Consider the following 20,530-nt stretch of genomic DNA (forward strand, 5'->3'; position numbering starts at 1 on the left):
ACTGCAATGGTCTGAGGCGGTACGAGGGGGCAGGGAGCGTTTACTTGTTGACCGGCCGTTACCTCGGCCACACGAGTAGACGAGCACGAGCACACGTACAGGATTGCGAGCACCGGTGCAGAAGAAGCGGTCTCGGAAGAACGGCACCGCCAGCGCCGACGGCCCCGCCATCGCAGGACGTCGCGTCCGCGTGCGCCGCAGGCTGGTGATCGGTGTGGCCGTCGCCGGCCTCACGGTCCTGGTGGCCGGCGCACCCGCCGTCGTCTCCGCGACGAGAGAACTGAACGACTCCCAGCGGCTGGTCACGCTCGCCGAGCAGACCCGGGCCGCCCTCACCCTGGCGCACCTGATCGGCGACGAACGCGACGCCGTCATCGAGTACGTCGCCAAGGGCCGCCCCGCCTCCGGCAAGAGCGCCGTCCAGGAGCGCACCGCGCGCACGGACCGGCAGCTCGAAGAGGTCCGTGCGGAGGCCGACGAGGACCTGTCCGTCGCCCTCGGCCGGATCGGGGCCGTCCGCAGCGAGGCGCTCGACGGCAAGGGCGGCGCGCTCGCCGCGCACCAGGCCTACGCCGGCGTCATCGCGGACCTCATGGCACCGGGCGACCGGCTCGTCGAACTGACCCCGCCCCGCGCGGAGGCCGCCCTGGTCACCACCCGGCCGCTGGCCCCGCTCGGACAGGCCGTGGAACAGGCCGGCGCCACCCGGGGCCTGCTGCTCGCGGCCCTGGGCGTCCCGCGCTCCGAGCAGGCCGTGAGCCTGGCGTCCGTGGACGAACTCACCGTCGCCGCCCAGCGCTCCCGGGTCCGGGAACAGGCCGCCCTCGACGACTTCTCGCGGACCGCGCGACCGGACGTACGGGAGACGCTCGCCGCCACCGTCACCGGCCCCGAGGTCAAGACCGCCGAGGAGTACCTCAAGCGGCTCACCGACCGGCCGACCCTGAACTCGACCGACCGCAAGGTCGACCGCGCCGCCGTGGGCGCCGCGCTCACCGCCCGCGTCGACCGGATGCAGTCGGTCGAATCCACGTTGGCGAGTCGACGGGCCACCGCCCTCGCGACCCTGCGCGACGACGACGTGACCCGCCTCGAACTGCTGATCGCCTTCGTGGGCGTGCTGTTCCTGTTCGTGGTCGGCTTCTCGACGGCCGTCGCCCGCTCCCTGACCCGGCCCCTCTCGGTGCTCCGCCGGGGCGCCCAGCGACTGGCGACCCCGGAGGGCTCCGTCGAGCCGGTGCGCTTCACCGGCCGCAACGACGAGTTCGCCGAGGTCGTCAGCCACTTGAACGCGGTACGGGACCAGACGGTCTCCCTGCACACCCGGATCGCCGGACTCGACGCCGACCGGCGCCGCCTCATCGGCCGCAACGAGGCACTGACCTCCGGCCGCGAGGCCCTGGACGCCGAACTCAGGCAGCTGCGGGCCGGGCTCGAAGAGCACCGCCGCGTCATGTCGACGACGTCGGTGTCCCTGTCCCTGCGCACCCTGGGTCTCGTGGAGCGCCAACTGGCGGTCATCGAGGAGCTGGAGTCCAACGAGCAGGACCCGGACCGGCTCGCGACCCTGTTCAAGCTCGACCACCTCGCGACGGTGATGCGCCGTCACAACGAGAACCTGCTGGTCCTCGCCGGCCAGGAACACGGCCACGGACAGGCCCTGCCGGTGCCGCTGGTCGACGTGATGCGGGCAGCCGTCAGCGAGATCGAGCGGTACGAGCGCGTCGACCTCGCGGCGATGCCCTCGTACACGCAGGTCGCCGGGCACGCCGCCGACGACATCTCGCACGTCCTCGCGGAACTGCTGGAGAACGCGACGACCTTCTCGCCGCCGGACGTCAAGGTGAAGGTGTCCGGCCGACTGCTGGACACCGGCGAAGTGGTGCTGTCCGTGCTCGACGAGGGCATCGGAGTCACCGAGGACCGGATGGCGGCCCTCAACGCCCGACTGGCCACCCCCGAGGCGTACGACGAGGAACCCGAGTCGGAGCACGGCCTGGGGCTCGGCCTGTACGTGGCCGGCCGGCTCGCCGCCCGACACGGCGTCACCGCCGAACTGCGGGCGCCCCGGCACGGCGGGACCGAGGCCCTCGTGGTCGTCCCGGCGACACTGCTGCCGACCACGCCGCCCACCTCGCCGGTCCACTCCGTCGTCACGCCCGGCGCGTCCGGGCTGCGCCTGCCCGGCGCTGTCGCCGAGGCGAACGAGAACACGCTGATGTCCCAGCGGACGCCCCCGGCGGCGGACCCGGTCGTGGAGACCGCGGCCGAGCCCGCGCTCGAACCGGCGGGCGAACCGGCCGGGGATCCGGGGATCGCCGCCGACCTGGCCGCCGCGTTCGGCGACCCGTTCGGCGACCCGGCCATGGACACGGACAGGGCGGCGGGCGCGGCGGCGGACGCCGAGTCCGGCAAGGGGACGGACCCGGTTCCGGGACCGCTCTCGGACCCGGAGGCCGAGCCGCTCGCCGAGACCGAGGCCGCCTTCGACGCGGAGTTCGAGGCCGAGGTCGAGGCCGAGTTCGAGGCCCGCGCGGACTCCGAGCCGCTGCCGACCGCCGACCAGGTGTTCACCGTCCCCGCGCGGGAGCCGCAGGAGCAGGCGTCCGCCGAAGAACCGGCCGCGCCGGCCGCGAGCGACGCCCCGGACGAGCCGAGCGACCCGGGCGACGCCACGGACGACGCCGCGGGCGAGACCGCGGACGACGCCCCGAACGAGGCCGCCGACGCGATCGACGCCCCGGCAGCCGTCCCGGATCCGCAGCCCGTGCTGTCCGCCGACGAGGAACTCCTCGCCCGGGTGGTGTCGGAGGCCGACGCGGAGGCCTTCGTGGCCCCGGACGCCCAGTTGACCCCGGACGCCCAGTCGCCCCCGGCCGAGCAGGCCTTCACGGTGCCCGCCCCCGAGGCCGCGGCACCGGGCGACACGGACCCCGCCCAGGGGCTGCCCCGCCGGACACGGCCCGCCGCGGCACCGGGACTGCCCGTGCGGCCCGTCGCCGCGGCGTCCGATCCGCACCGGCGGGCCGAGGCCGAGGACCACTGGGTCCCGCGCCAGGCCGGCCACCCCGAAGACGTCCTGACCGACAAGGGACTCCCCAAACGGACCCCGCGCAACGTGGCCACCGGAGGTCGCCCCGCCGACGCGCGCCCCGAACCGCGCCGGGTGGACGCCGACGAACTGCGCCGCAGGCTCGGCGGTTTCTACCAGGGGACCCAGGACGGCAGACGTGTCGTCGAGGCCGAGCTCGCGCAGGACCGCGGGCAGGACCGGGAACAGACCGACCAGGGGGACACCGCACAGGAGGCACGCACATGACCGCGCCCAGTACGTACGGACTGAGCACCCAGGCCCGCAACCTGCAGTGGCTGCTGACCGACCTGGTCAAGGAGGTTCCCGGCGTCAACTCCGTCGCCGTCGTCTCCTCGGACGGGCTGCTGCTGCTCTCCTCCGAGCCGCCGGCGCAGTCCCCGCAGGACCGGCCCAAGGGCCCCCGAGGGGCCTCGGCCGACCTCGCCACCATCGTGTCCGGGCTCGGCAGCCTGACCACGGGCGCCGCCTCCCTCATGGACGGCGGCTCCGTGAAACAGACCATGGTGGCGATGGAGCACGGTTCCGTCTTCGTCATGGTCATCAGCGACGGCTCGCTGCTCGGCGTGCACGCCACGCCCGACTGCGACATGAGCGTCGTGGCCTACCACATGGCCCTGTTCGTCGGCCGCGCCGGCCACGTACTGACCCCCGAAGTCCGCAGCGAGCTGCGCCAGTCGATGGAGAACACCCCGTGAGGAGTCCGGCCTCCGACCGGCTGCCGATACGCGGCGCCGACCGCCGCCCCGCCCGCGTCCGCCCGTACTCGCTGACGGGCGGCCGGACCCGGTTCACGCAGGTCCTGCTGGTGGAGACCTTCGTCGCCGCCCTCGACAGCGGTCCGGTCGTCACGCCCGACCGGATGCCCGAGATGCCCGCCATAGTCGAGGTGTGCCGCCGCATGCGGACGATCGCCGAGATAGCGGCGCTCCTGAAACTGCCGCTCGGTGTGGTCCGGGTCCTGGTCAGCGACCTCGCCGACCAGGGCCGGATACGCGTCTACGGCACGGGACACGGCACCGGCCGTCCCGAACGCGCACTGCTCGAAAGGGTGCTCAGTGGTCTTCGCCGTCTCTGACCGTCACATCGACGTCCCCCCTGACGACGAGCCCGCCCAGCCCTGGCAGTACGACCGCTCGCGTGCGCCCGTGGCCGTCAAGGTGCTGGTCGCGGGTGGATTCGGCGTCGGCAAGACCACGTTCGTGTCCTCCCTCTCCGAGATCACCCCGCTGCGCACCGAGGCGGTGATGACGCAGGCCAGTGCGGCCACCGACGACCTGTCCGGGACCCCGGACAAGAGCACCACCACCGTCGCGATGGACTTCGGCCGCGTCACGCTCGCCGACGACCTCGTCCTGTACGTGTACGGCACCCCGGGCCAGGAACGGTTCTGGTTCATGTGGGACGACCTGGTGCGCGGGGCCATCGGCGGCCTGGTGCTGGCCGACACCCGCCGGCTGCGCGACGCCTTCCCGGCCCTCGACTACTTCGAGAGCTGTGGCCTGCCGTACGCCGTCGCCGTCAACCACTTCGAGGGCTCCGCCTCCTACGAGGAGGAGGACGTGCGCGAGGCGCTCACCGTCCCGCCCCACGTACCGGTGGTGATCATGGATGCCCGGCGGCGGGCGACCGTCGTCGAATCGCTGCTGGCCCTGGTGGGTCACGCCCTCGACGCCACTCCCGAATAGATCCACCAGGTCAGGCGGCCTGACAGACCCGAATCGAGAACGTGATGCGCAAGATACTCGTCGTGGGAGCCGGCCAGTCCGGTCTTCAGCTCGCCCTCGGACTCCAGTCCAAGGGGTACGAGGTCACCCTGATGTCCAACCGGACGGCGGACGAGATCCGCACCGGACGGGTCATGTCCACGCAGTGCATGTTCGACACGGCGCTCCAGCACGAGCGGGACCTCCAGCTCGACTTCTGGGCGCGGCAGGCGCCCAGGATCAAGGGTCTGGGCGTCTCGGTCGCCGCCCCGGACGGCAGCCGGGCCGTCGACTGGCTCGGCCGGCTCAAGGGGGACGCGCAGTCCGTCGACCAGCGCGTGAAGATGGCCGGCTGGCTGGACACCTTCGCGCAGCGCGGCGGGCAGTTGGTCGTGCACGGGGCGTCCGTCGCCGACCTGGACTACTTCTCCCGCACCTACGACCTGGTCCTGGTCGCCGCCGGCAAGGGTGAGCTGGTGTCGATGTTCGGGCGGGACGCGGCGCGTTCCCCCTACGACGCGCCGCAGCGCGCGCTCGCGGTCAGCTACGTGCACGGCCTGGGGCCCCGCCCCGAGCACCCGGAGACGGAGGCCGTGCGCTGCAACCTGGTTCCGGGCGTCGGCGAGCTGTTCGTCATGCCGACCCTCACGACGTCGGGCCGCGCGGACATCCTGTTCTGGGAAGGCGTCCCGGGCGGCCCGATCGACGCGTTCAAGGGCACGACGGATCCCTCCGCGCACCTGGCACTGACGCTGGAGCTCATGGAGAAGTTCACGCCGTGGGAGTACGCGCGGGCCACGAAGGCGGAGCTGACCGACGCGGGCGCCACCCTCGCCGGCCGGTACGCGCCGGTGGTCCGCAACCCGATCGGCCGGCTGCCCGGCGGAGGGTTGGTGCTGGGCGTGGCGGACGTGGTCGTGGCGAACGACCCGATCACCGGGCAGGGCTCCAACTCGGCGGCCAAGTGCGCGGCCTCGTACCTCTCGTCGATCCTCATGCACGGCGACAAGCCGTTCGACGAGGCGTGGATGAAGGCCACGTTCGACAAGTTCTGGTTCACGACCGGCAAGCCCGTCACCCAGTGGACCAACGCCATGCTGGGGGTCCCGCCGGAGCACGTGCTGAACCTGATCGGTGCGGCCGGGCAGCTCCAGCCGGTGGCGGATCGATTCGCCAACGGCTTCGACAACCCGGCCGACTTCGACGCGTACTTCTACGACCCCGAGGACGCGGCCGACTACCTGGCCGAGGTCACGGCCACCGTGGCGGCGGCCTCCACGACCGCGGGAGCCCCCACGACCGCGGGAGCCCCCTCCGCCGAATAGCCGCCGTCGTCCCCCGCCGCGGCCGACTCGGGCAGTCGCGGCGGGGTGTACGAGGCGAGCGGCGCCCCTCCCGCGTCCGGCCGCACGGCCCCGAGCACCGGATTCGCGGCGATCGGCGACACCTTGACGGTGGCTCCCGGGCGGGGTGCCTGGATCACCTTCCCGTCCCCGATGTACAGGGCCACGTGCGTGGCGGTGGGGAAGTACACCACCAGGTCCCCCGGGCGGAGCCGGTCCAGGGGGACCCGGGGCAGCCGGGCCCACTGGTCCTGGCTGGTCCGGGGGATCGCCCGCCCGGCGTGTTCCCAGGCCCGGGAGGTCAGCCCCGAGCAGTCGAAGGACCCCGGCCCCTCCGCCCCCCAGACGTACGGCTTCCCGATCTGCGCGGCCGCGTACGTGAGGGCCTCCCCGCCGGCGGCCGTCGGCGTACGGGCGCTCACCGCCCCCGGGGTTCCGAGCCGGCCCGAATCCACCAGCTCCCGTTGCGCCTCGGCGGTGTCCGCGGCCTCGCGGCCGTCGAGCTGCGCCAGTTGTTCCGCGCTCAGCGAGGCCAACAGCCGCTCGACCTCCTTGAGCCGGCCCGTCACCTCGTCCCGCTGCTTCTTCTGTTCGGCGGTCAGTGCCCGCTGGGCGTCGAGGGCCTTGCGGGCCGCGCCGGCCAGTGCCCCGGCCCGCTGCTCGCCCCGCTCCAGCCGCGCCAGTACACCCGCCGTCCGGGCTCCCTCGCGCGCGGCGAGCCGGCGCTGGTCGGCCGCGTTCTGGAAGTCCCCGAGGAGCAGCATGCGGACGTACGGGGGCACGCCGGCCCGCGAGCCCTGGTACTGCTCCCGGGCCAACCGGCCGGCGATGGCCCGCTCGGTCAGCAGCGCGGCCCTGGCCTTGGAGAACTCGGTGGTGGAGCGGCGTTCGTCGTCCTGGCGGGCCTTGAGGGCGACCTCGGTGGAGTTGTAGGCCTCGGCGGCCTGTTCGGCCTTCTGGTACAGGCCTTGGAGGCGGGTGAGCAGGACGCCGACGGGCTCCGCGGCCGGGGCGGCCGGCAGCGGTTCGGCGTGGGCGAGGGGCGGGGGACCGGCCGTCATGAGGACGGCGGCCACACAGGCGACACGGAGCAGTCGAATTGTCATGTAATCACCTCCGGGGCGGCCGATGGTGCCACGCCCGGTATGACGAATCCTCCACGCGGGGCCGGCGGCGGGGCCCGGCCACCCGTCCGGCCCCACGCCGAAGCCCCTCTGCCCCTGATCCGGTTCCCGCCCCGAGTCCGCGGCCCCGCTTCAGGGTCCGTCAGAAACCGAGCAGGCGGGCCTTGGCCGTACTGAACTCCTCCGGGGTCAGCAATCCCTCGCGGGCGAGGGCGGCCAGTTGCGCCAGCTCCCGCACGAGCCCCTCGCCCGCGCCGGTCGACCCGTGCGGGGTCGGTTCCGCCGAGGCATCAGTGCCGGTGCCGGTGCCGGTGCCGGTGCCGGCGTCGATGTCCGTGTCGGTTTCCGTGTCCGGGTCCGCGTACCGCGCGGCCGGCGAGACGGGGGCCGGGGGCCGCGCGGCGTTCCGTCCGGGGTCCGGGGTGCCCGAGGCCCGTGCCAGGAGGCCGCGGAGCAGCGGTCGGCCCGGCGGCCGGTCGGCCCGGGCCGGCGCGGCCGCCACGGGTCTGATGAACATCAGGCCACCACCCCCACCCGCTCGGCCGGAATCCGGACCGACCCCACGATCCGCCCACCCGCCGCCCGCACCGCCACGGCCGCGTCCTCGGCCCACACGTGCTCGACGACCAGCAGGAGCGCGCAACTGCCGAGCTCCAGGAGCTCCGCCGCCTCGCGGACGTCCTCCGGGCCGATCAGCCGGGTCGCCTCCCGGTGCGCCAGCAGGCCCGCCAGCTCCACGAACTCGTCGAACTCGGACGCCATGACCTCACCGGACGCCGTCCGCGTGGCCACGAGACCGTCGATCAGCCGCACCACCCCGGCCTTGCGGAGCCCCATCACGGCCTCGACGGCCGGGACGCGCAACTGTTCCTCCGGAAAGGCCAGGACGATGAACTCCACAGGACCCATGGGGCGAGACTCCCGATTCCGATGGTCCGACCGTTTGTGACGACTCTTCGGCACTCTATGACATAAACGGACATACGCCCCGCGCCCTTGCTACGTTTCCCCGTATGACCGCTCTGACGGCGAAGGTTGCGGAGCCCGCCCCGCCCCCACCCCGCGGCGACCGCGCCGCCAAGCGTCGCGGCGTCGAGCTCGCGCTGCTCACCGGGGCGGTCCTGATCTCCGTACTCGGTCACCTGCACGTCGGCCACGCGTCCACCGGCCGGCTCCCCGAGGGCTCCTCGCACTACGCGGCGGGGCTCTTCGGCGCCGCCCTGCTCGCGCACCTCGCCGTCCGCTTCGGCGCCCCCCATGCCGATCCGCTCGTGCTGCCGATCGCGTTCCTGCTCAACGGCCTCGGCCTCGTCCTCATCCAACGGCTCGACCTGAGCACCCCCCACCACCTCACGGCGGGGGAGCAACTGCGCTGGTCCGCCCTGGGAGTCGTGCTGTTCGTGCTCGTCGTAGGGGTGCTGCGCGACCACCGGGTGCTCCAGCGGTACGCGTACCTGTCCGTCGCCGTCGCCCTCGTGCTGATGCTGGTGCCCGTCTTCTTCCCGGCCGTCAACGGCGCCCACATCTGGATCCGCCTCGCCGGCCTCTCCTTCCAGCCCGGGGAGTTCGCCAAGATCCTGCTCGCCGTCTTCTTCGCCTCCTACCTCGCCGCGAACCGCACCGCCCTCGCCCTCGGCGGCCGGCGGCTCTTCTGGAAGCTCAAACTGCTGCCCGGCCGGGTCCTCGGGCCGATCCTCACGATCTGGCTGCTCAGCGTCGGGGTGCTGATCCTGGAACGGGACCTCGGCACCTCACTGCTCTTCTTCGGCCTCTTCGTGATCATGCTCTTCACGGCCACCGGCCGGATCGGCTGGATCGCGATCGGGCTGCTGCTCGCCGCCGTGGGCGCCTACGCGGTCGCGACGTTCGAACCCCACGTGCACGGTCGGGTGGACGACTGGATGAATCCTTTCGCTTCCATCGACCGCGGCGAGGGCCCCGGCCAGCTCGCCCAGTCCCTCTTCGCCTTCGGCGCCGGCGGGCTCCTCGGCGCCGGCCTCGGCCACGGCCAGTCCTTCCTCATCGGGTTCGCCGCCAAGTCCGACTTCATCCTGGCCACCGCCGGCGAGGAGTTGGGGCTGGTCGGCCTGACCGCGATCCTGGTCCTCTACGGGCTCCTCGTGGACCGGGGCTTTCGCACCGGACTCGCGCTGCGCGACCCCTTCGGACGACTGCTCGCCACCGGACTCGCCTCGATCCTCGCGCTCCAGGTGTTCGTCATCGCGGGCGGGGTCACCGGGCTGATCCCGCTCACCGGCATGGCCATGCCCTTCCTGGCCCAGGGCGGCTCCTCCGTCGTCACCAACTGGATCATCGTCGCCCTGCTGATCCGACTCGGCGACTGCGCGCGCCGACCCCGGGCCGTGGAACCGGAGGTCGCCGAATGATCCGGTACATCCGCTGGTGCGGGTACTTCTGCGCGGCGCTGACCGTCGCCCTGCTGTGCAACGTGGCCCGGGTGCAGATCTGGGAGTCCGCCGCCTACGGCGCCAACCCGGCCAACAAGCGCCCCGCCATCGCGCGGTACGCCGAACCGCGCGGGGACGTCCTGGTCGACGGCCGACCCGTCACCGGCTCCCGCGACAGCGGCCAACTGCTGCGCCACGAGAGGACGTACGCCAACGGCCCGCTCTACGCCCCCGTCACCGGCTTCTCCTCCCAGACCTACGGGACCAGCTTCGTGGAGCGCGCCGAGGACGCCCTCCTCTCGGGCACCGACCCGGGGCTCTCCGCCTTCCCGCTCTGGTACGACCTGGCCCGCGGCCGCCCGGCCGGCGGGAACGTCGCCACCACCATCCGGGCCGCCCTGCAGAGCGCCGCGTACACCGGGCTGGCCGGCAAGCGTGGCGCGGTCGCGGCCCTGGAACCGGCCACCGGCAGGATCCTCGCCCTGGTCAGCAGCCCCTCCTACGATCCGGCCGTGCTGTCCGGCACCGGTGCGCGGGTCAAGGCGGCCTGGGAGCGGCTGAACGCGGACCCCGCCAAGCCGATGCTCAACCGGGCGCTGCGCGAGACGTACCCGCCCGGCTCGACCTTCAAGATCGTGACCGCGGCGGCAGCCCTGGAGGCGGGGGTGGTCACCGACGTGGACGCGCCCACCGAGACCCCCGACCCCTACCCGCTGCCCGGCACGAGCACCCTGCTGCCCAACGCCGGCACCGGTTGCGTCGACGCCTCGATGGCGGAGGCGGTCCAGTGGTCCTGCAACACGGTCATGGCCAAGATCGGTGTACGGGTCGGCCTGGAGGGCATGGTGCGGGCCGCCCAGCGCCTCGGCTTCAACGACGACACGCTGCGGGTGCCGTCCTGGGTGTCACGGTCGAACTTCGACACCGACATGAGCCCGGACCAGCTGGCCCTGTCCTCGATCGGTCAGTTCAACACGAAGGCCACCCCGTTGCAGATGGCGATGGTCGCGGCCGCCGTCGCCAACGGCGGCGAACTCAAGTCCCCGCACCTGGTGGACCGCACGACCCAGGACGACGGGGACCTGGTCCGGCGCGCGGACCAGCACACCCTGGGCCGCGCCATGAGTCCGGGAACGGCGTTGCGGATGCAGGAGTTGATGGTCAAGGTGGTGCGGGACGGCACGGGCCGCAACGCCGCGATCCCCGGTGCGACGGTCGGAGGCAAGACGGGCACCGCGCAGCACGGCGTCGGCAACGCGGGCACCCCGTACGCCTGGTTCATCTCCTGGGCCAAGGCCGACGACGCCCCGTTCCCGGCGGTGGCCGTCGCGGTGGTGGTCGAGGACGCGGCGGCGAACCGCCGCGACATCAGCGGCAACAGCGCCGCGGCGCCGATCGCGCGGGCGGTGATGGAGGCGGCCCTGAGAAAGCCGTAGCCGGCGCCGACCGGGTGTGCGGGCAACCGGGGCCTACGCGCCCTCGGAGCCCTCCGCGACGGCGTCGGCCACCTCCGCCACCCGCTCCCGCTCCTCGGCGGCGAACCGCTCGCGGTCCAGCGCCTCGGCGATCTCCTCGTCCTGGCTCATCAGCAGGTCCAGGTTGGAGTCGCCCATCTCGAAGACGCCCATGTCCAGGTAGGCCTTCTGGAGCCGCTCGCCCCACAGCCCGATGTCCTTGACGCACGGCACGATCCGGCTGAACAGCAGCTTCCGGAAGAGGTGCAGGAACTCCGACTGCTCGCTGAACTCCTCGGCCTCCGCGCGCGGGATCCCGAAGTTCTCCAGCACTTCCACCCCGCGCAGTCGGTCCCGCATCAGGTAACAGCCCTCGATCACGAACTCCTCGCGCTCGCGCAACTCGGCGTCCGTCAGCTGCTTGTAGTAGTCCCGCAACGCCATCCGACCGAAGGCCACGTGACGGGCCTCGTCCTGCATCACGTACGCGAGGATCTGCTTCGGCAGCGGCTTGTCGGTCGTGTCGCGGATCATCCCGAACGCAGCCAGGGCCAACCCCTCGATGAGGACCTGCATCCCCAGGTACGGCATGTCCCAGCGGGAGTCGCGCAGGGTGTCCCCGAGCAGCCCCTGAAGGCTGTCGTTGACCGGGTAGAGCATCCCGACCTTCTCGTGCAGGAAGCGGCCGAAGATCTCCGCGTGCCGGGCCTCGTCCATGGTCTGCGTGGCGGAGTAGAACTTCGCGTCCAGGTCCGGCACGGATTCCACGATGCGCGCCGCGCACACCATCGCGCCCTGCTCGCCGTGCAGGAACTGGCTGAAGTTCCAGGACGCGTAGTGCCGGCGCAGCTCGCCCTTGTCCTTGTCGGTGAGTTTGGCCCAGTGTCGGGTGCCGTAGAGGGTCAGCGCCTCGTCGGGGGTGCCGAGCGGGTCGTTCGGGTCCACCTCCAGGTCCCACGCGATGCGCTTGGCGCCGTCCCACTGCTTGTCCTTGCCCTTCTGGTACAGCGCGAGCAGCCGCTCCCGGCCGCCGTCGTACTCCCAGCTGAAACGGGCCGCGCCGGAGGCCGGAACCTGCCAGACGGCCTCGCCCGGGGCCGTTGTGTAGAGCTCGTGCGTCGACATGGACGCCCCTTCGTCTCACGTACTTCCCTGCCTGAGCGGACAGTTGGCAGCGTCACACGTTGGTAGACACGGGGTCAACAAGTCGTGCGCGGGGGATTGACGGCCTTGCTGACAGGCAGTCTCATAAGAGGTGACCGCTGGTAACTCCCCGGCGGCGACCCCACACGACGGGCGAGGTGCCCCCGCGATGACGACCACGACCGACCGCACGGATCGCCGGGTCCTGAAGGACGCGCTCGGCCTGCTCAAGGACCGCGAACAGATCGCCGAACGACTGCTCGAATCCTCGGCCAAGCACTCCTTCGACCCCGACACGGAACTCGACTGGGACGCCCCGCCGATCGAGGGCAAGTACTACTGGCCGCCCGAACTGCTCTCCCTCTACGACACCCCCATGTGGAAGAAGATGGGGGAGGAGCAGCGCATCGAGCTCTCCCGCCACGAGGCGGCGGCGCTCGCCTCGCTCGGCATCTGGTTCGAGATCATCCTGATGCAGCTGCTCGTCCGACACATCTACGACAAGTCGCTGACCAGCAATCACGTCCGCTACGCGCTCACCGAGATCGCCGACGAATGCCGGCACTCCATGATGTTCGCCCGCATGATCCAAAAGGGCGGAGCCCCCGAGTACCCGGTCTCCCGAGCGAACCACAACCTCGCCCGCGTCCTCAAGACGATCTCCACCACCCCCGGCTCCTTCGCCTGCACCCTGCTCGGCGAGGAGATCCTGGACTGGATGCAACGGCTCACCTTCCCGGACGAGCGCATCCAGCCGCTCGTGCGCGGGGTCACCCGCATCCACGTCATCGAAGAGGCCCGGCACGTCCGCTACGCCCGCGAGGAACTGCGCCGCCAGATGCTGACGGCCCCGCGCTGGGAACAGGAACTCACCCGGATCAGCTGCGGCGAGGCCGCCCGCGTCTTCTCGCTGGCCTTCGTCAACCCGCATGTCTACGACAACATCGGCCTCGACCGCCACGAAGCCGTCGCCCAGGTCAAGGCGAGCGGCCACCGGCGCGAGGTCATGCAGACCGGCGCCAAGCGGCTCACCGACTTCCTCGACGACATAGGAATCCTGCGCGGGGTCGGCCGCCGGCTCTGGCAGAGCTCCGGACTCCTGGCCTGAGGCGCCGCCCCGGGGGTTACCCTGCGGGCATGACCGTACGCGCGTACCGCAGGCTGAGCGTCGAGGAGCGACGGGCCCAACTCCTCGACGCGGCCCTGACGCTGTTCGCGCACCGGGCACCGGAGGAGGTCTCCCTCGACGACGTGGCCGAGGCCGCCGGCGTCTCGCGCCCCCTCGTCTACCGCTACTTTCCCGGCGGCAAGCAGCAGCTCTACGAAGCCGCCCTGCGCTCCGCGGCCGAACTCCTGGAGCAGTGCTTCGCCGAACCCCAGGCCGGACCCCTCACCCGGCGGCTGTCCCGGGCCCTGGACCGCTACCTGGCTTTCGTCGACGAACACGACGCGGGCTTCTCCGCCCTCCTCAACGGCGGCAGCGTGGTCGAGACCTCCCGCACCACGGCCACCGTCGACGGCATCCGCCGGGCCGCCGCCCAACAGATCCTCGTCCACCTCGGCGTCCCGGAACCCGGTCCGCGGCTGCGCATGATGGTCCGCACCTGGATCACCGCCGTCGAGGCGGCCTCGCTGATCTGGATCGACGAGGGCAAGCAGCCCGGCGTGCAGGAGCTGCGGGACTGGCTGCTGGACCAGTTCATCGCCCTGCTCACGGCGACCGCCGCCACCGACCCGGAGACCGCCGCCGCCGCACGCGCGGCCCTGTCCCTGGAATCCGCGGAGGGACCGGTCGGGGTGCTGGCCCGCCGTGTGATCCCCGTGGTCTCCGAGGCCGCCCACCTGCTGTGACACTGGAGGGGTGAGAAGCCAACCCACCCCCTTCGAGGGCGGCCCGATGGACGGCCGGACCCTCCCGATCCTCCTCGGCCCGACCGGGCACCCCGCCAAGTGGTACGAGATCCCGGTCCCCGCCCCGGACGGCGGCGCCCCGACGGTCCTGCTGTACGAGCGCGTCCCGGCGGGCTACTCGAAGCGGCTGGGCCTCCAGAAGGGCTGGAAGTACACCTTCGTCCCCTCGGGCACCAGACCCAAACCCCGCTGGCCCTGGACCAAGACCCCACCCCCGGCGTGACCGGGCCCGGCGGCGCCGATCTCAGCTCCGCCGCTCGTGACCGGTCAGGCCGGGCGGCGCTGTATCTCGGCTCCGCCGCTCGTGACCGGGGCAGGCCGGGCGGCGTGGATCTAGGCTCCGCCGCTCGTGTGACCGGGCAGGCCGGGCGGCGTGGATCTAGGCTCCGTCGCTCGTGACCGGGGCAGGCCGGGCGGCGCTGCATCTCAGCCCCGCCGGCGTTTGAGGCGCCCGGCGCAGCCGGGGCCGGCAGCATCGACGCCGCACGGCACCGCACCACCGGCCCGGCCGGCGCACCGGTCCCGCCCGACCACGGCAACGGCCCGACCACGGCAAAGACCCGGCCCCCTCACCCGCCCGGCCAGGGCAACGGCAGGGTGACCACCGCCAACGCCCCACCCTCCGCTCCGCGCCGGAACTCCAGCCGCGCCCCGATGACCCGGGCCTGTCCGACCGCGATGGTCAGCCCGAGCCCGTGCCCCTTGCCCTTGCCCGAGCGGGAGTCCGACCCGCTCCGGAAGCGTTGCGGGCCGTGCGCGATCAGGTAGTCGGGGTAGCCGTCGCCGTGGTCCCGTACGGTCACCACCGGCCCGTCCACCGTCAGGACCACCGGCGCACGCCCGTGCTTGTGGGCGTTGGCCACCAGGTTGCCGAGCACCCGTTCCAGCCGCCGCCGGTCGGTCTCCACGTGCGCGTCCCGGACGACGACCACCTCCGTGTCCGTCCCCGAGGCCCGCACCACTCTCCCGGCGAGCCGCGCGAGCTGGTGCAGGTCGGTTTCCACGGCCTCGCTGCCCGAGTCCAGTCGGGAGATCTCCAGCAGGTCCTCGGTGAGTTGGCGCATCGTACGGACCCGCTCTTGTACGAGTTCCGTCGCCCGTCCCTCCGGCAGCAGTTCCGACGCCGCCTGTAGGCCTGTCAACGGCGTCCGCAGCTCGTGCGCCACGTCCGCCGTGAACCTCTGCTCGCTCATCAGTTTCGCCTGGAGGCTGCCGGCCATCGTGTCCAGCGCGCCCGCGACCGTCGCCACCTCGTCCTGGTGGCGTGCCGGGTCCCGCGTGCGCGGATCGCCGACCCGCGCGTCGAGGTCGCCTTGGGTGATGCGCCGGGCGACCGTCGCCGTCTGGTGCAGTCGCCGGGTCACGCGCCGCACGGCGAACGCCCCCACCAGCAGCGTTCCCCCGATCGCCAACAGGGAGGAGCCGGTGATCGCGTGGTCCAGGCCGCTGATCGTCCGTGCGCTCTGGCTGTAGTCGACGGCGGTGGCCAGGGCCCGGCCGTCGGCGGGGCCCGCCGCCCACATCGTCGGACGGTCGTCGTGGGTGCCCACGACCGTTCCCTGCCGGCCACCGACCGCGAGTTCCCGCAGCGACGGCGGCAGCTCCGTCGGGTCCAGCCCCGAATCGGGGGGCAGGGCCTCGCCGGCCTCGTACGCGCGGGAAGCGTCGCGCAGCTTCTCCAACGCCTTGTCGCGCGCCGTCCCGACCGTCTGCCGGGTCACCTCCACGTGCACCAGCGCGCCCAGCACCGCCGCCAGCGAGCAGCACATGATCACGATGAAGCACGCCGCCTTCCAGGTCAGCGAAGCGGTCCAGGCCGGCAACCGATGCCTCACGACGAGGCCCCGCCCGCCGCAGCCGCAGACGTCGCCGAACCCGTCGCCGGACCCGAACCCGTCGCCGAGCCCGTCCCCGGGGTCGCGTCCGTCGAAGGCTGCGGGCGCGCCGGTCCCGGCACCCGGACGATCTGCTCGCGCGTCGGCAGCATGCTGCGCTGTTTCCCGTCCCAGGACCAGGCGGTGATCAGCTCGTAGCCGTTGTTGCCGCTCGGAGCCCGCAGGATCACGTCCCGGCCGGCGAGCTCCACGCCGATCACGGTGTCGATGGTGGCCATGATCCGGTTGAGCCGTCCGTCGGGGTCCGCCGTGTAGGCCCGTACGGACAGCATCTTGTCGGGCAACTCGATCCCGACGACGATCTCGTCCTTCCCGTTGCCGGTGAGGTCCCGGTAGTACGGGCTCAGGACCGGACACTTCCCGGTCGGTTCCTTCCCGCACGCCAGGACCGCGTCGGCGGTCTCCCGGGGCATCCCGTCCGGGCCGACGTCGGTGTTCGGGTGCGCGCGCAGTTCGGCTTGGACCAGTGCCACCGGGTCGACCTCGTGTACGTCCTGGTTCTTGACCCGGGGCAGCCCCGGCACGTACTCGGGCGGCGCGCCCCCCGGATCGGCGGGCGGCACCACGGCCCCCTGCCGCCCCGGCCACAGGTTCACGGGCCCGCTCGCCGTCGGCGTCGGCCCGGCGGCGACCAGTTCGCCGGAGTCGCCGCAGCCCGCGACCAGGAGCAGCAGGGCGGGCAGCAGCAGAACGGTGCGCGTCCGGACGGGGAGCGTTCTCACGGGGGCGGGCCATCCTCTCTGCGGCAGGCCGGTGGCGGTCGGTTTCCAGCCAACCTTATGCAGAGATACATCCCTTTTGCTCACGCGTCCGCCCGGTGGACTCCGGGCCGGCCGATCCGCCCACCCGCCGCCCGACAACCGGGGTGTCAGCCCTCCGTGCGTCCGCGACGCACCATCGCGAAGCCGAGCCCGGCGGCGCCGATGGCCGCGATGCCGCCGCCCGCCGCGAGCAGCAGCACGCCCTCGCCCGGACCGTCCGCCACGGTGTTCAGGCGCAACGCCTCCGCGGTCCCGCCCGCACGCGCCGCGGACTCCGGGGTGTGTGCCGAGACGGGGACGGTGTGCCCGCTGCGCGTCCCGGTCTTGCGGCCGTCGCCGAAGAGGGCGTGCGACGCGTCGCCGGCGGGACGGGTGTCACCGACCCACGACGTGAGCCGGCCGTCCGCCCGCAGTGAGACGTGCAGGCCGCCGGAACCGCCGACGTCGGTCGCGCCGTCCCGACCGGCCAACGTGGCGACCCGGGCGCCGTCGCGCAGGATCTCGGCCTCGTACGCGTCGTCGGCCACCCGGTAGATCCGGGCCAGGGACTCGCCGTCCGCCAGGGAGAGGCTCTTGACCAGGGTCCGCTGCCCCGTCGACGCGGCCGGTACGCCGTCCGCGAGCGCGGCGGCGGTGGGCAGTGCCAGGAGGCTGCCGGCGCATGCGGTCACGGCGGCTGCGCGAACGAGACTGCGACGGCTGACGGTACTCACGGGAGGTCCTTCGTTGCGGGTCGGGTCCCGGCGTGTCCAGGCGGCCGGGCGTGTTCAGATGACATAAACGTAGGCGTCCGTCATTGCGGTACAGCGGTGCTTCTGTAACAGCAACCCGACGGGGTTCCGTCGGAGTCGTTACACGGGCCGTCAGGGCCGTTACCGGACCGATCGCCCGCCCCGCCCGGCACGCCCGCCCCGCGGAACCCGCCGGCCACGAACGCCCCGCGCATCCCCTCGTTCCCACGAGGAGCTCTACGCCACTCCAACGACGGGGCTCGGCCCCAGGACCCGGCAGGGGGATTGTCCGTCGGCGGCCGGCCTGCTCCCATGGAATGCGGGGGTGAGGCCGATGCCCGGACTCAAGGTGCTGCCGAGCGGCCGGCCCGGCCGAGGTCGGCTGTACGTCAACCTGCCCGACGGCGAGGCGGTCGCCTGGTACGACCGGCGGACCAACCGCGTCAGCCTGCTGTCCGACACCCGCCGCGAGGCGGTCCTGACGGCCCTGCGCCCGTACCTGACCGGCGACTACACCGTCGGCCCGCCCCCGGTGCCCACGGCGGCCGACCTGCTCCGCCTCGCGCTGCCCCCGGACGAGGACCTCGCCCCGAACCGTCCGGGGGAGCCCCTGCTGGGCGAGCTGACGTACGGCTCCCCGGGCGCCAGGACCCGGCACCGGATCCGCCGGGAACTCCAGGCCCTGGAACGGATGGGCGCCGAACTCGACGCACTGGAGAGCGAGGACTGCCGGGTCCTGCACGCCGTCCCGCTGCCCGACGGCGGCGTGATCGACCACCTCCTCATCGGCCCGCCCGGCGTCCTCTGCGTCCGCACCGTCCCCGGTCTGCGCCGGCGCGCCCGGATCGGGGACCTCCTGCTCACCGTGGGCCGCGACGAACCCGGCCCGGAACCCCGGCTGGCCCGACTCGCCGCCGCGTACGCCACCCGCGTGCTGACGGCGCCGGTCGTCCCCGCGCTCGCCCTCGTCGAGGCCTCGCGGGTCGAGGTGGCCCCCACCCTGCGCGACGTACGGATCCTCCAACCCGGCACCGCCGCCGCCCACTTCGCCTCGAACCCGGCCACGCTCAAGCCCCCGGACGTCGACGCCCTGTACGCCCTCGCCCGCGACACGCGTACCTGGCTCCGTCCCACCCGGCGGCGAACCGGGGCCCGTGCGTGGTGAGCCGCCGTCGGCGCGGACCCGGCCGCCTTCGAGTGTCGCGCTCCGGCTCCTCGGCATAGCCTGAGGACCTCCCCAGGGAAGGAGCGCGGCATGAGGGCTACCTGGAAGGGGGCCATCTCGTTCGGGCTGGTCACGATCCCGGTGCAGCTCTTCACGGCCACGGAGGAGCATGACATTCCGCTCCGCCAGGTGCACGGGAAGGACGGCTCACGAGTACGTCTGCGGCGCGTCTGCGAGGCCGAGGACGTGGAGATTCCGTACCACGAGATCACCAAGGGCTACGAGGCTCCGGACGGCAGCATGATCATGCTGTCCGACGAGGACCTCGCCGACCTTCCCCTCCCGAGCAAGAAGCTCATCGACGTGCTGGCGTTCGTGGACGCCTCGACGATCGATCCGCTGATGTTCTCCAAGGCCTACTACGTCGGCACGTCCGACCGCGCCGCCGCCAAGCCGTACGCCCTGCTCCGCGAGGCCCTCACCGAGTCCGGGCAGATCGCCGTCACGAAGATCGCCATCCGGTCCCGCGAGGCCCTCGCCGTGCTCCGGGTCCACGAGGACACCCTGGTCCTCCAGACCTGCCTGTGGCCCGACGAGGTCAGGCCCGCCGCGGGCATCACCCCGGAGGGGGACGTGACGATCCGCCCCCAGGAACTCCAGATGGCCCGCTCGCTCATGGACATGCTCTCCCAGGACTTCGACCTGTCCGCGCTGCACGACGAGTACCAGGAAGCCCTCCAGCAGGTCATCGAGGCCAGGCTCCAGGGCGTCGAACCGCCCCGCGACGAGGAGGAGGCCGCCCCGACCGGCGGCAAGGTCATCGACCTGATGGCCGCCCTGGAGAACAGCGTCCGCGCGGCCAGGGAATCCCGCGGGGAGCCGGCCGCCGCGGACGGCGACACGGACGCCGAGGTGCGCACGCTGCCCGTGCCCGGCAACACGCGGAAGACCGCGGCGGAGAAGAGGGCCGCCACGCACAAGAAGAGCGCCCCCGCGAAGAAGGCGGCGAAGACGACGACCGCGAAGACGGCCCAGGCGCGCAAGGCCACCGGCTCCGCGGCGAAGAAGGCCACCGCCTCACCCAAGGAGACCGGCGGCAAGAAGACCACCGCGACGAAGACCACCGCGGCGAAGACGTCCGCGAGCAGGACCGCCGCCAGGAAGAGCACCGCCGCGTCCGCGGCCAAGACGACGAGAACGGCGAAGGCGACGACCACGACCGCGAAGACCGCGGCGGCCAAGAAGACGACCAGACGCGCGGCCTCCGCCTGACGGCCCCGCGCCCGTCCGCCCGCCCGTCCGCCGTACGTCCACCCGTCCGCCCCCGGCCTTCCACCACCTGGCCGCCCCGACCGCCCGTTTCCACCTGATCCATGCCAGTCTGCTCCCATGGCGCCGATCACGATGGTGGAAGGGCGCCGCATCTCGCTCAGCAACCTGGACAAGGTGCTGTACCCGGAGAGCGGCTTCACCAAGGGCGAGGTCCTGCACTACTACGCCCGCGTCGCGGACGCGATGCTGCCCCACCTCCACGACCGGCCGGTCTCGTTCCTGCGCTATCCCGACGGCCCGGACGGTCAGCTCTTCTTCACCAAGAACCCGCCGCCCGGCACGCCCGACTGGGTACGGACCACCCCGGTACCCCGGTCCGAGGACCTCACCGCCGAGCAGGTCGTCGTCGGCGACCTGCCCACCCTCATGTGGGCCGCCAACCTCGTCGTCGAGTTCCACACCCACCAGTGGCCCGCCGCCGCCCCCGCCACCGCCGACCGGCTGATCCTCGACCTCGACCCCGGCC

At 72.7% G+C, this 20,530-nt stretch carries 19 protein-coding genes and 1 pseudogene; 13 read left to right on the plus strand and 7 right to left on the minus strand.

Translation table 11 applies throughout. The features are described from left to right. Window positions 1-115 precede the first annotated feature (115 nt). The 5 genes from ADK55_RS06395 to ADK55_RS06415 are packed head-to-tail and all read left to right on the plus strand — an operon-like array spanning window position 116 to window position 6,122. The gene (locus ADK55_RS06395) at window positions 116-3,319 is read left to right on the plus strand and encodes a nitrate- and nitrite sensing domain-containing protein (RefSeq protein WP_053676474.1); all 3,204 of its coding nucleotides are present in this window, start codon (window positions 116-118) and stop codon (window positions 3,317-3,319) included. Further along, the gene (locus ADK55_RS06400; protein ID WP_053676475.1) at window positions 3,316-3,789 is read left to right on the plus strand and encodes a roadblock/LC7 domain-containing protein; all 474 of its coding nucleotides are present in this window, start codon (window positions 3,316-3,318) and stop codon (window positions 3,787-3,789) included. The genes ADK55_RS06395 and ADK55_RS06400 overlap by 4 nt, the downstream gene beginning before the upstream one ends. After that, on the plus strand, window positions 3,786-4,169 hold the full coding sequence (locus tag ADK55_RS06405) for a DUF742 domain-containing protein (protein WP_053676476.1): 384 nt from the start codon (window positions 3,786-3,788) through the stop codon (window positions 4,167-4,169). The genes ADK55_RS06400 and ADK55_RS06405 overlap by 4 nt, the downstream gene beginning before the upstream one ends. Further along, window positions 4,150-4,779 carry an ATP/GTP-binding protein gene (locus ADK55_RS06410; protein WP_053676477.1) on the plus strand — a complete coding sequence of 210 codons (630 nt, stop codon included), beginning with the start codon at window positions 4,150-4,152 and terminating at the stop codon, window positions 4,777-4,779. Before ADK55_RS06405 ends, ADK55_RS06410 begins: the two co-directional genes overlap by 20 nt. Window positions 4,780-4,823: 44 nt before the next feature. Then, complete coding sequence (locus ADK55_RS06415; protein WP_053676478.1) at window positions 4,824-6,122, plus strand: styrene monooxygenase/indole monooxygenase family protein; 1,299 nt, start codon at window positions 4,824-4,826, stop codon at window positions 6,120-6,122. Here the strand turns inward: ADK55_RS06415 and ADK55_RS06420 are convergent. The 3 genes from ADK55_RS06420 to ADK55_RS06430 all read right to left on the minus strand — a co-directional run bounded on the left by ADK55_RS06420 (window position 6,035) and on the right by ADK55_RS06430 (window position 8,173). Further along, complete coding sequence (locus ADK55_RS06420; protein WP_078998559.1) at window positions 6,035-7,246, minus strand: C40 family peptidase; 1,212 nt, start codon at window positions 7,244-7,246, stop codon at window positions 6,035-6,037. The two genes, ADK55_RS06415 and ADK55_RS06420, sit on opposite strands and share 88 nt — an antisense overlap. Window positions 7,247-7,406: 160 nt before the next feature. Beyond that, window positions 7,407-7,781 (minus strand): SHOCT domain-containing protein, encoded by a 375-nt coding sequence (locus ADK55_RS06425; RefSeq protein WP_053676479.1) that lies wholly within the window; start codon window positions 7,779-7,781, stop codon window positions 7,407-7,409. Continuing rightward, window positions 7,781-8,173, minus strand: coding sequence for a DUF6325 family protein (locus tag ADK55_RS06430; RefSeq protein ID WP_053676480.1), 393 nt, complete (start codon window positions 8,171-8,173; stop codon window positions 7,781-7,783). Before ADK55_RS06430 ends, ADK55_RS06425 begins: the two co-directional genes overlap by 1 nt. Before the next feature lie 104 nt (window positions 8,174-8,277). On the opposite strand from ADK55_RS06430, the gene ADK55_RS06435 reads away from it, so the two are divergent. Both ADK55_RS06435 and ADK55_RS06440 read left to right on the plus strand, forming a co-directional pair. Then, window positions 8,278-9,651 carry an FtsW/RodA/SpoVE family cell cycle protein gene (locus ADK55_RS06435; RefSeq protein ID WP_053676481.1) on the plus strand — a complete coding sequence of 458 codons (1,374 nt, stop codon included), beginning with the start codon at window positions 8,278-8,280 and terminating at the stop codon, window positions 9,649-9,651. Continuing rightward, window positions 9,648-11,108, plus strand: a complete 1,461-nt coding sequence (locus tag ADK55_RS06440) for a penicillin-binding transpeptidase domain-containing protein (protein ID WP_053676482.1) — start codon at window positions 9,648-9,650, stop codon at window positions 11,106-11,108. The genes ADK55_RS06435 and ADK55_RS06440 overlap by 4 nt, the downstream gene beginning before the upstream one ends. A 33-nt stretch (window positions 11,109-11,141) precedes the next feature. Here the strand turns inward: ADK55_RS06440 and ADK55_RS06445 are convergent, their stop codons facing one another. Beyond that, window positions 11,142-12,251, minus strand: coding sequence for a ferritin-like domain-containing protein (locus ADK55_RS06445; RefSeq protein WP_053676483.1), 1,110 nt, complete (start codon window positions 12,249-12,251; stop codon window positions 11,142-11,144). Window positions 12,252-12,438: 187 nt separating this feature from the next. On the opposite strand from ADK55_RS06445, the gene ADK55_RS06450 reads away from it, so the two are divergent. From ADK55_RS06450 to ADK55_RS06460, 3 genes are read left to right on the plus strand one after another with little or no spacing between them, the layout of a single operon-like run. Next, on the plus strand, window positions 12,439-13,377 hold the full coding sequence (locus ADK55_RS06450; protein ID WP_053676484.1) for an AurF N-oxygenase family protein: 939 nt from the start codon (window positions 12,439-12,441) through the stop codon (window positions 13,375-13,377). 29 nt (window positions 13,378-13,406) lie between these two features. Beyond that, a complete protein-coding gene (locus ADK55_RS06455) occupies window positions 13,407-14,120 on the plus strand; it encodes a TetR/AcrR family transcriptional regulator (RefSeq protein WP_053676485.1) in 714 nt (237 codons plus the stop codon). A gap of 10 nt (window positions 14,121-14,130) precedes the next feature. Next, complete coding sequence (locus tag ADK55_RS06460; protein ID WP_053676486.1) at window positions 14,131-14,403, plus strand: hypothetical protein; 273 nt, start codon at window positions 14,131-14,133, stop codon at window positions 14,401-14,403. Between the two features lie 346 nt (window positions 14,404-14,749). Here the strand turns inward: ADK55_RS06460 and ADK55_RS06465 are convergent, their stop codons facing one another. The 3 genes from ADK55_RS06465 to ADK55_RS06475 form a co-directional block, all read right to left on the minus strand. After that, on the minus strand, window positions 14,750-16,015 hold the full coding sequence (locus ADK55_RS06465; protein WP_053676487.1) for a sensor histidine kinase: 1,266 nt from the start codon (window positions 16,013-16,015) through the stop codon (window positions 14,750-14,752). Then, window positions 16,012-16,797 carry a hypothetical protein gene (locus ADK55_RS06470; protein WP_053676488.1) on the minus strand — a complete coding sequence of 262 codons (786 nt, stop codon included), beginning with the start codon at window positions 16,795-16,797 and terminating at the stop codon, window positions 16,012-16,014. Before ADK55_RS06470 ends, ADK55_RS06465 begins: the two co-directional genes overlap by 4 nt. A gap of 146 nt (window positions 16,798-16,943) precedes the next feature. Further along, a complete protein-coding gene (locus tag ADK55_RS06475; protein WP_053676489.1) occupies window positions 16,944-17,549 on the minus strand; it encodes a hypothetical protein in 606 nt (201 codons plus the stop codon). A gap of 352 nt (window positions 17,550-17,901) precedes the next feature. Here ADK55_RS06475 and ADK55_RS06480 point away from each other — a divergent pair, with 352 nt between their 5' ends. From ADK55_RS06480 to ADK55_RS06490, 3 genes and pseudogenes are all read left to right on the plus strand, one after another. Beyond that, complete coding sequence (locus tag ADK55_RS06480) at window positions 17,902-18,732, plus strand: nuclease-related domain-containing protein (protein ID WP_053676490.1); 831 nt, start codon at window positions 17,902-17,904, stop codon at window positions 18,730-18,732. Between the two features lie 90 nt (window positions 18,733-18,822). After that, window positions 18,823-20,004 (plus strand): Ku protein, encoded by a 1,182-nt coding sequence (locus tag ADK55_RS06485; protein ID WP_053676491.1) that lies wholly within the window; start codon window positions 18,823-18,825, stop codon window positions 20,002-20,004. Between the two features lie 117 nt (window positions 20,005-20,121). After that, window positions 20,122-20,530 (plus strand): annotated as a pseudogene (locus ADK55_RS06490) (ATP-dependent DNA ligase); the annotation flags it as partial.

It is taken from the genome of Streptomyces sp. WM4235, assembly GCF_001279725.1.
GTDB lineage: Bacteria > Actinomycetota > Actinomycetes > Streptomycetales > Streptomycetaceae > Streptomyces.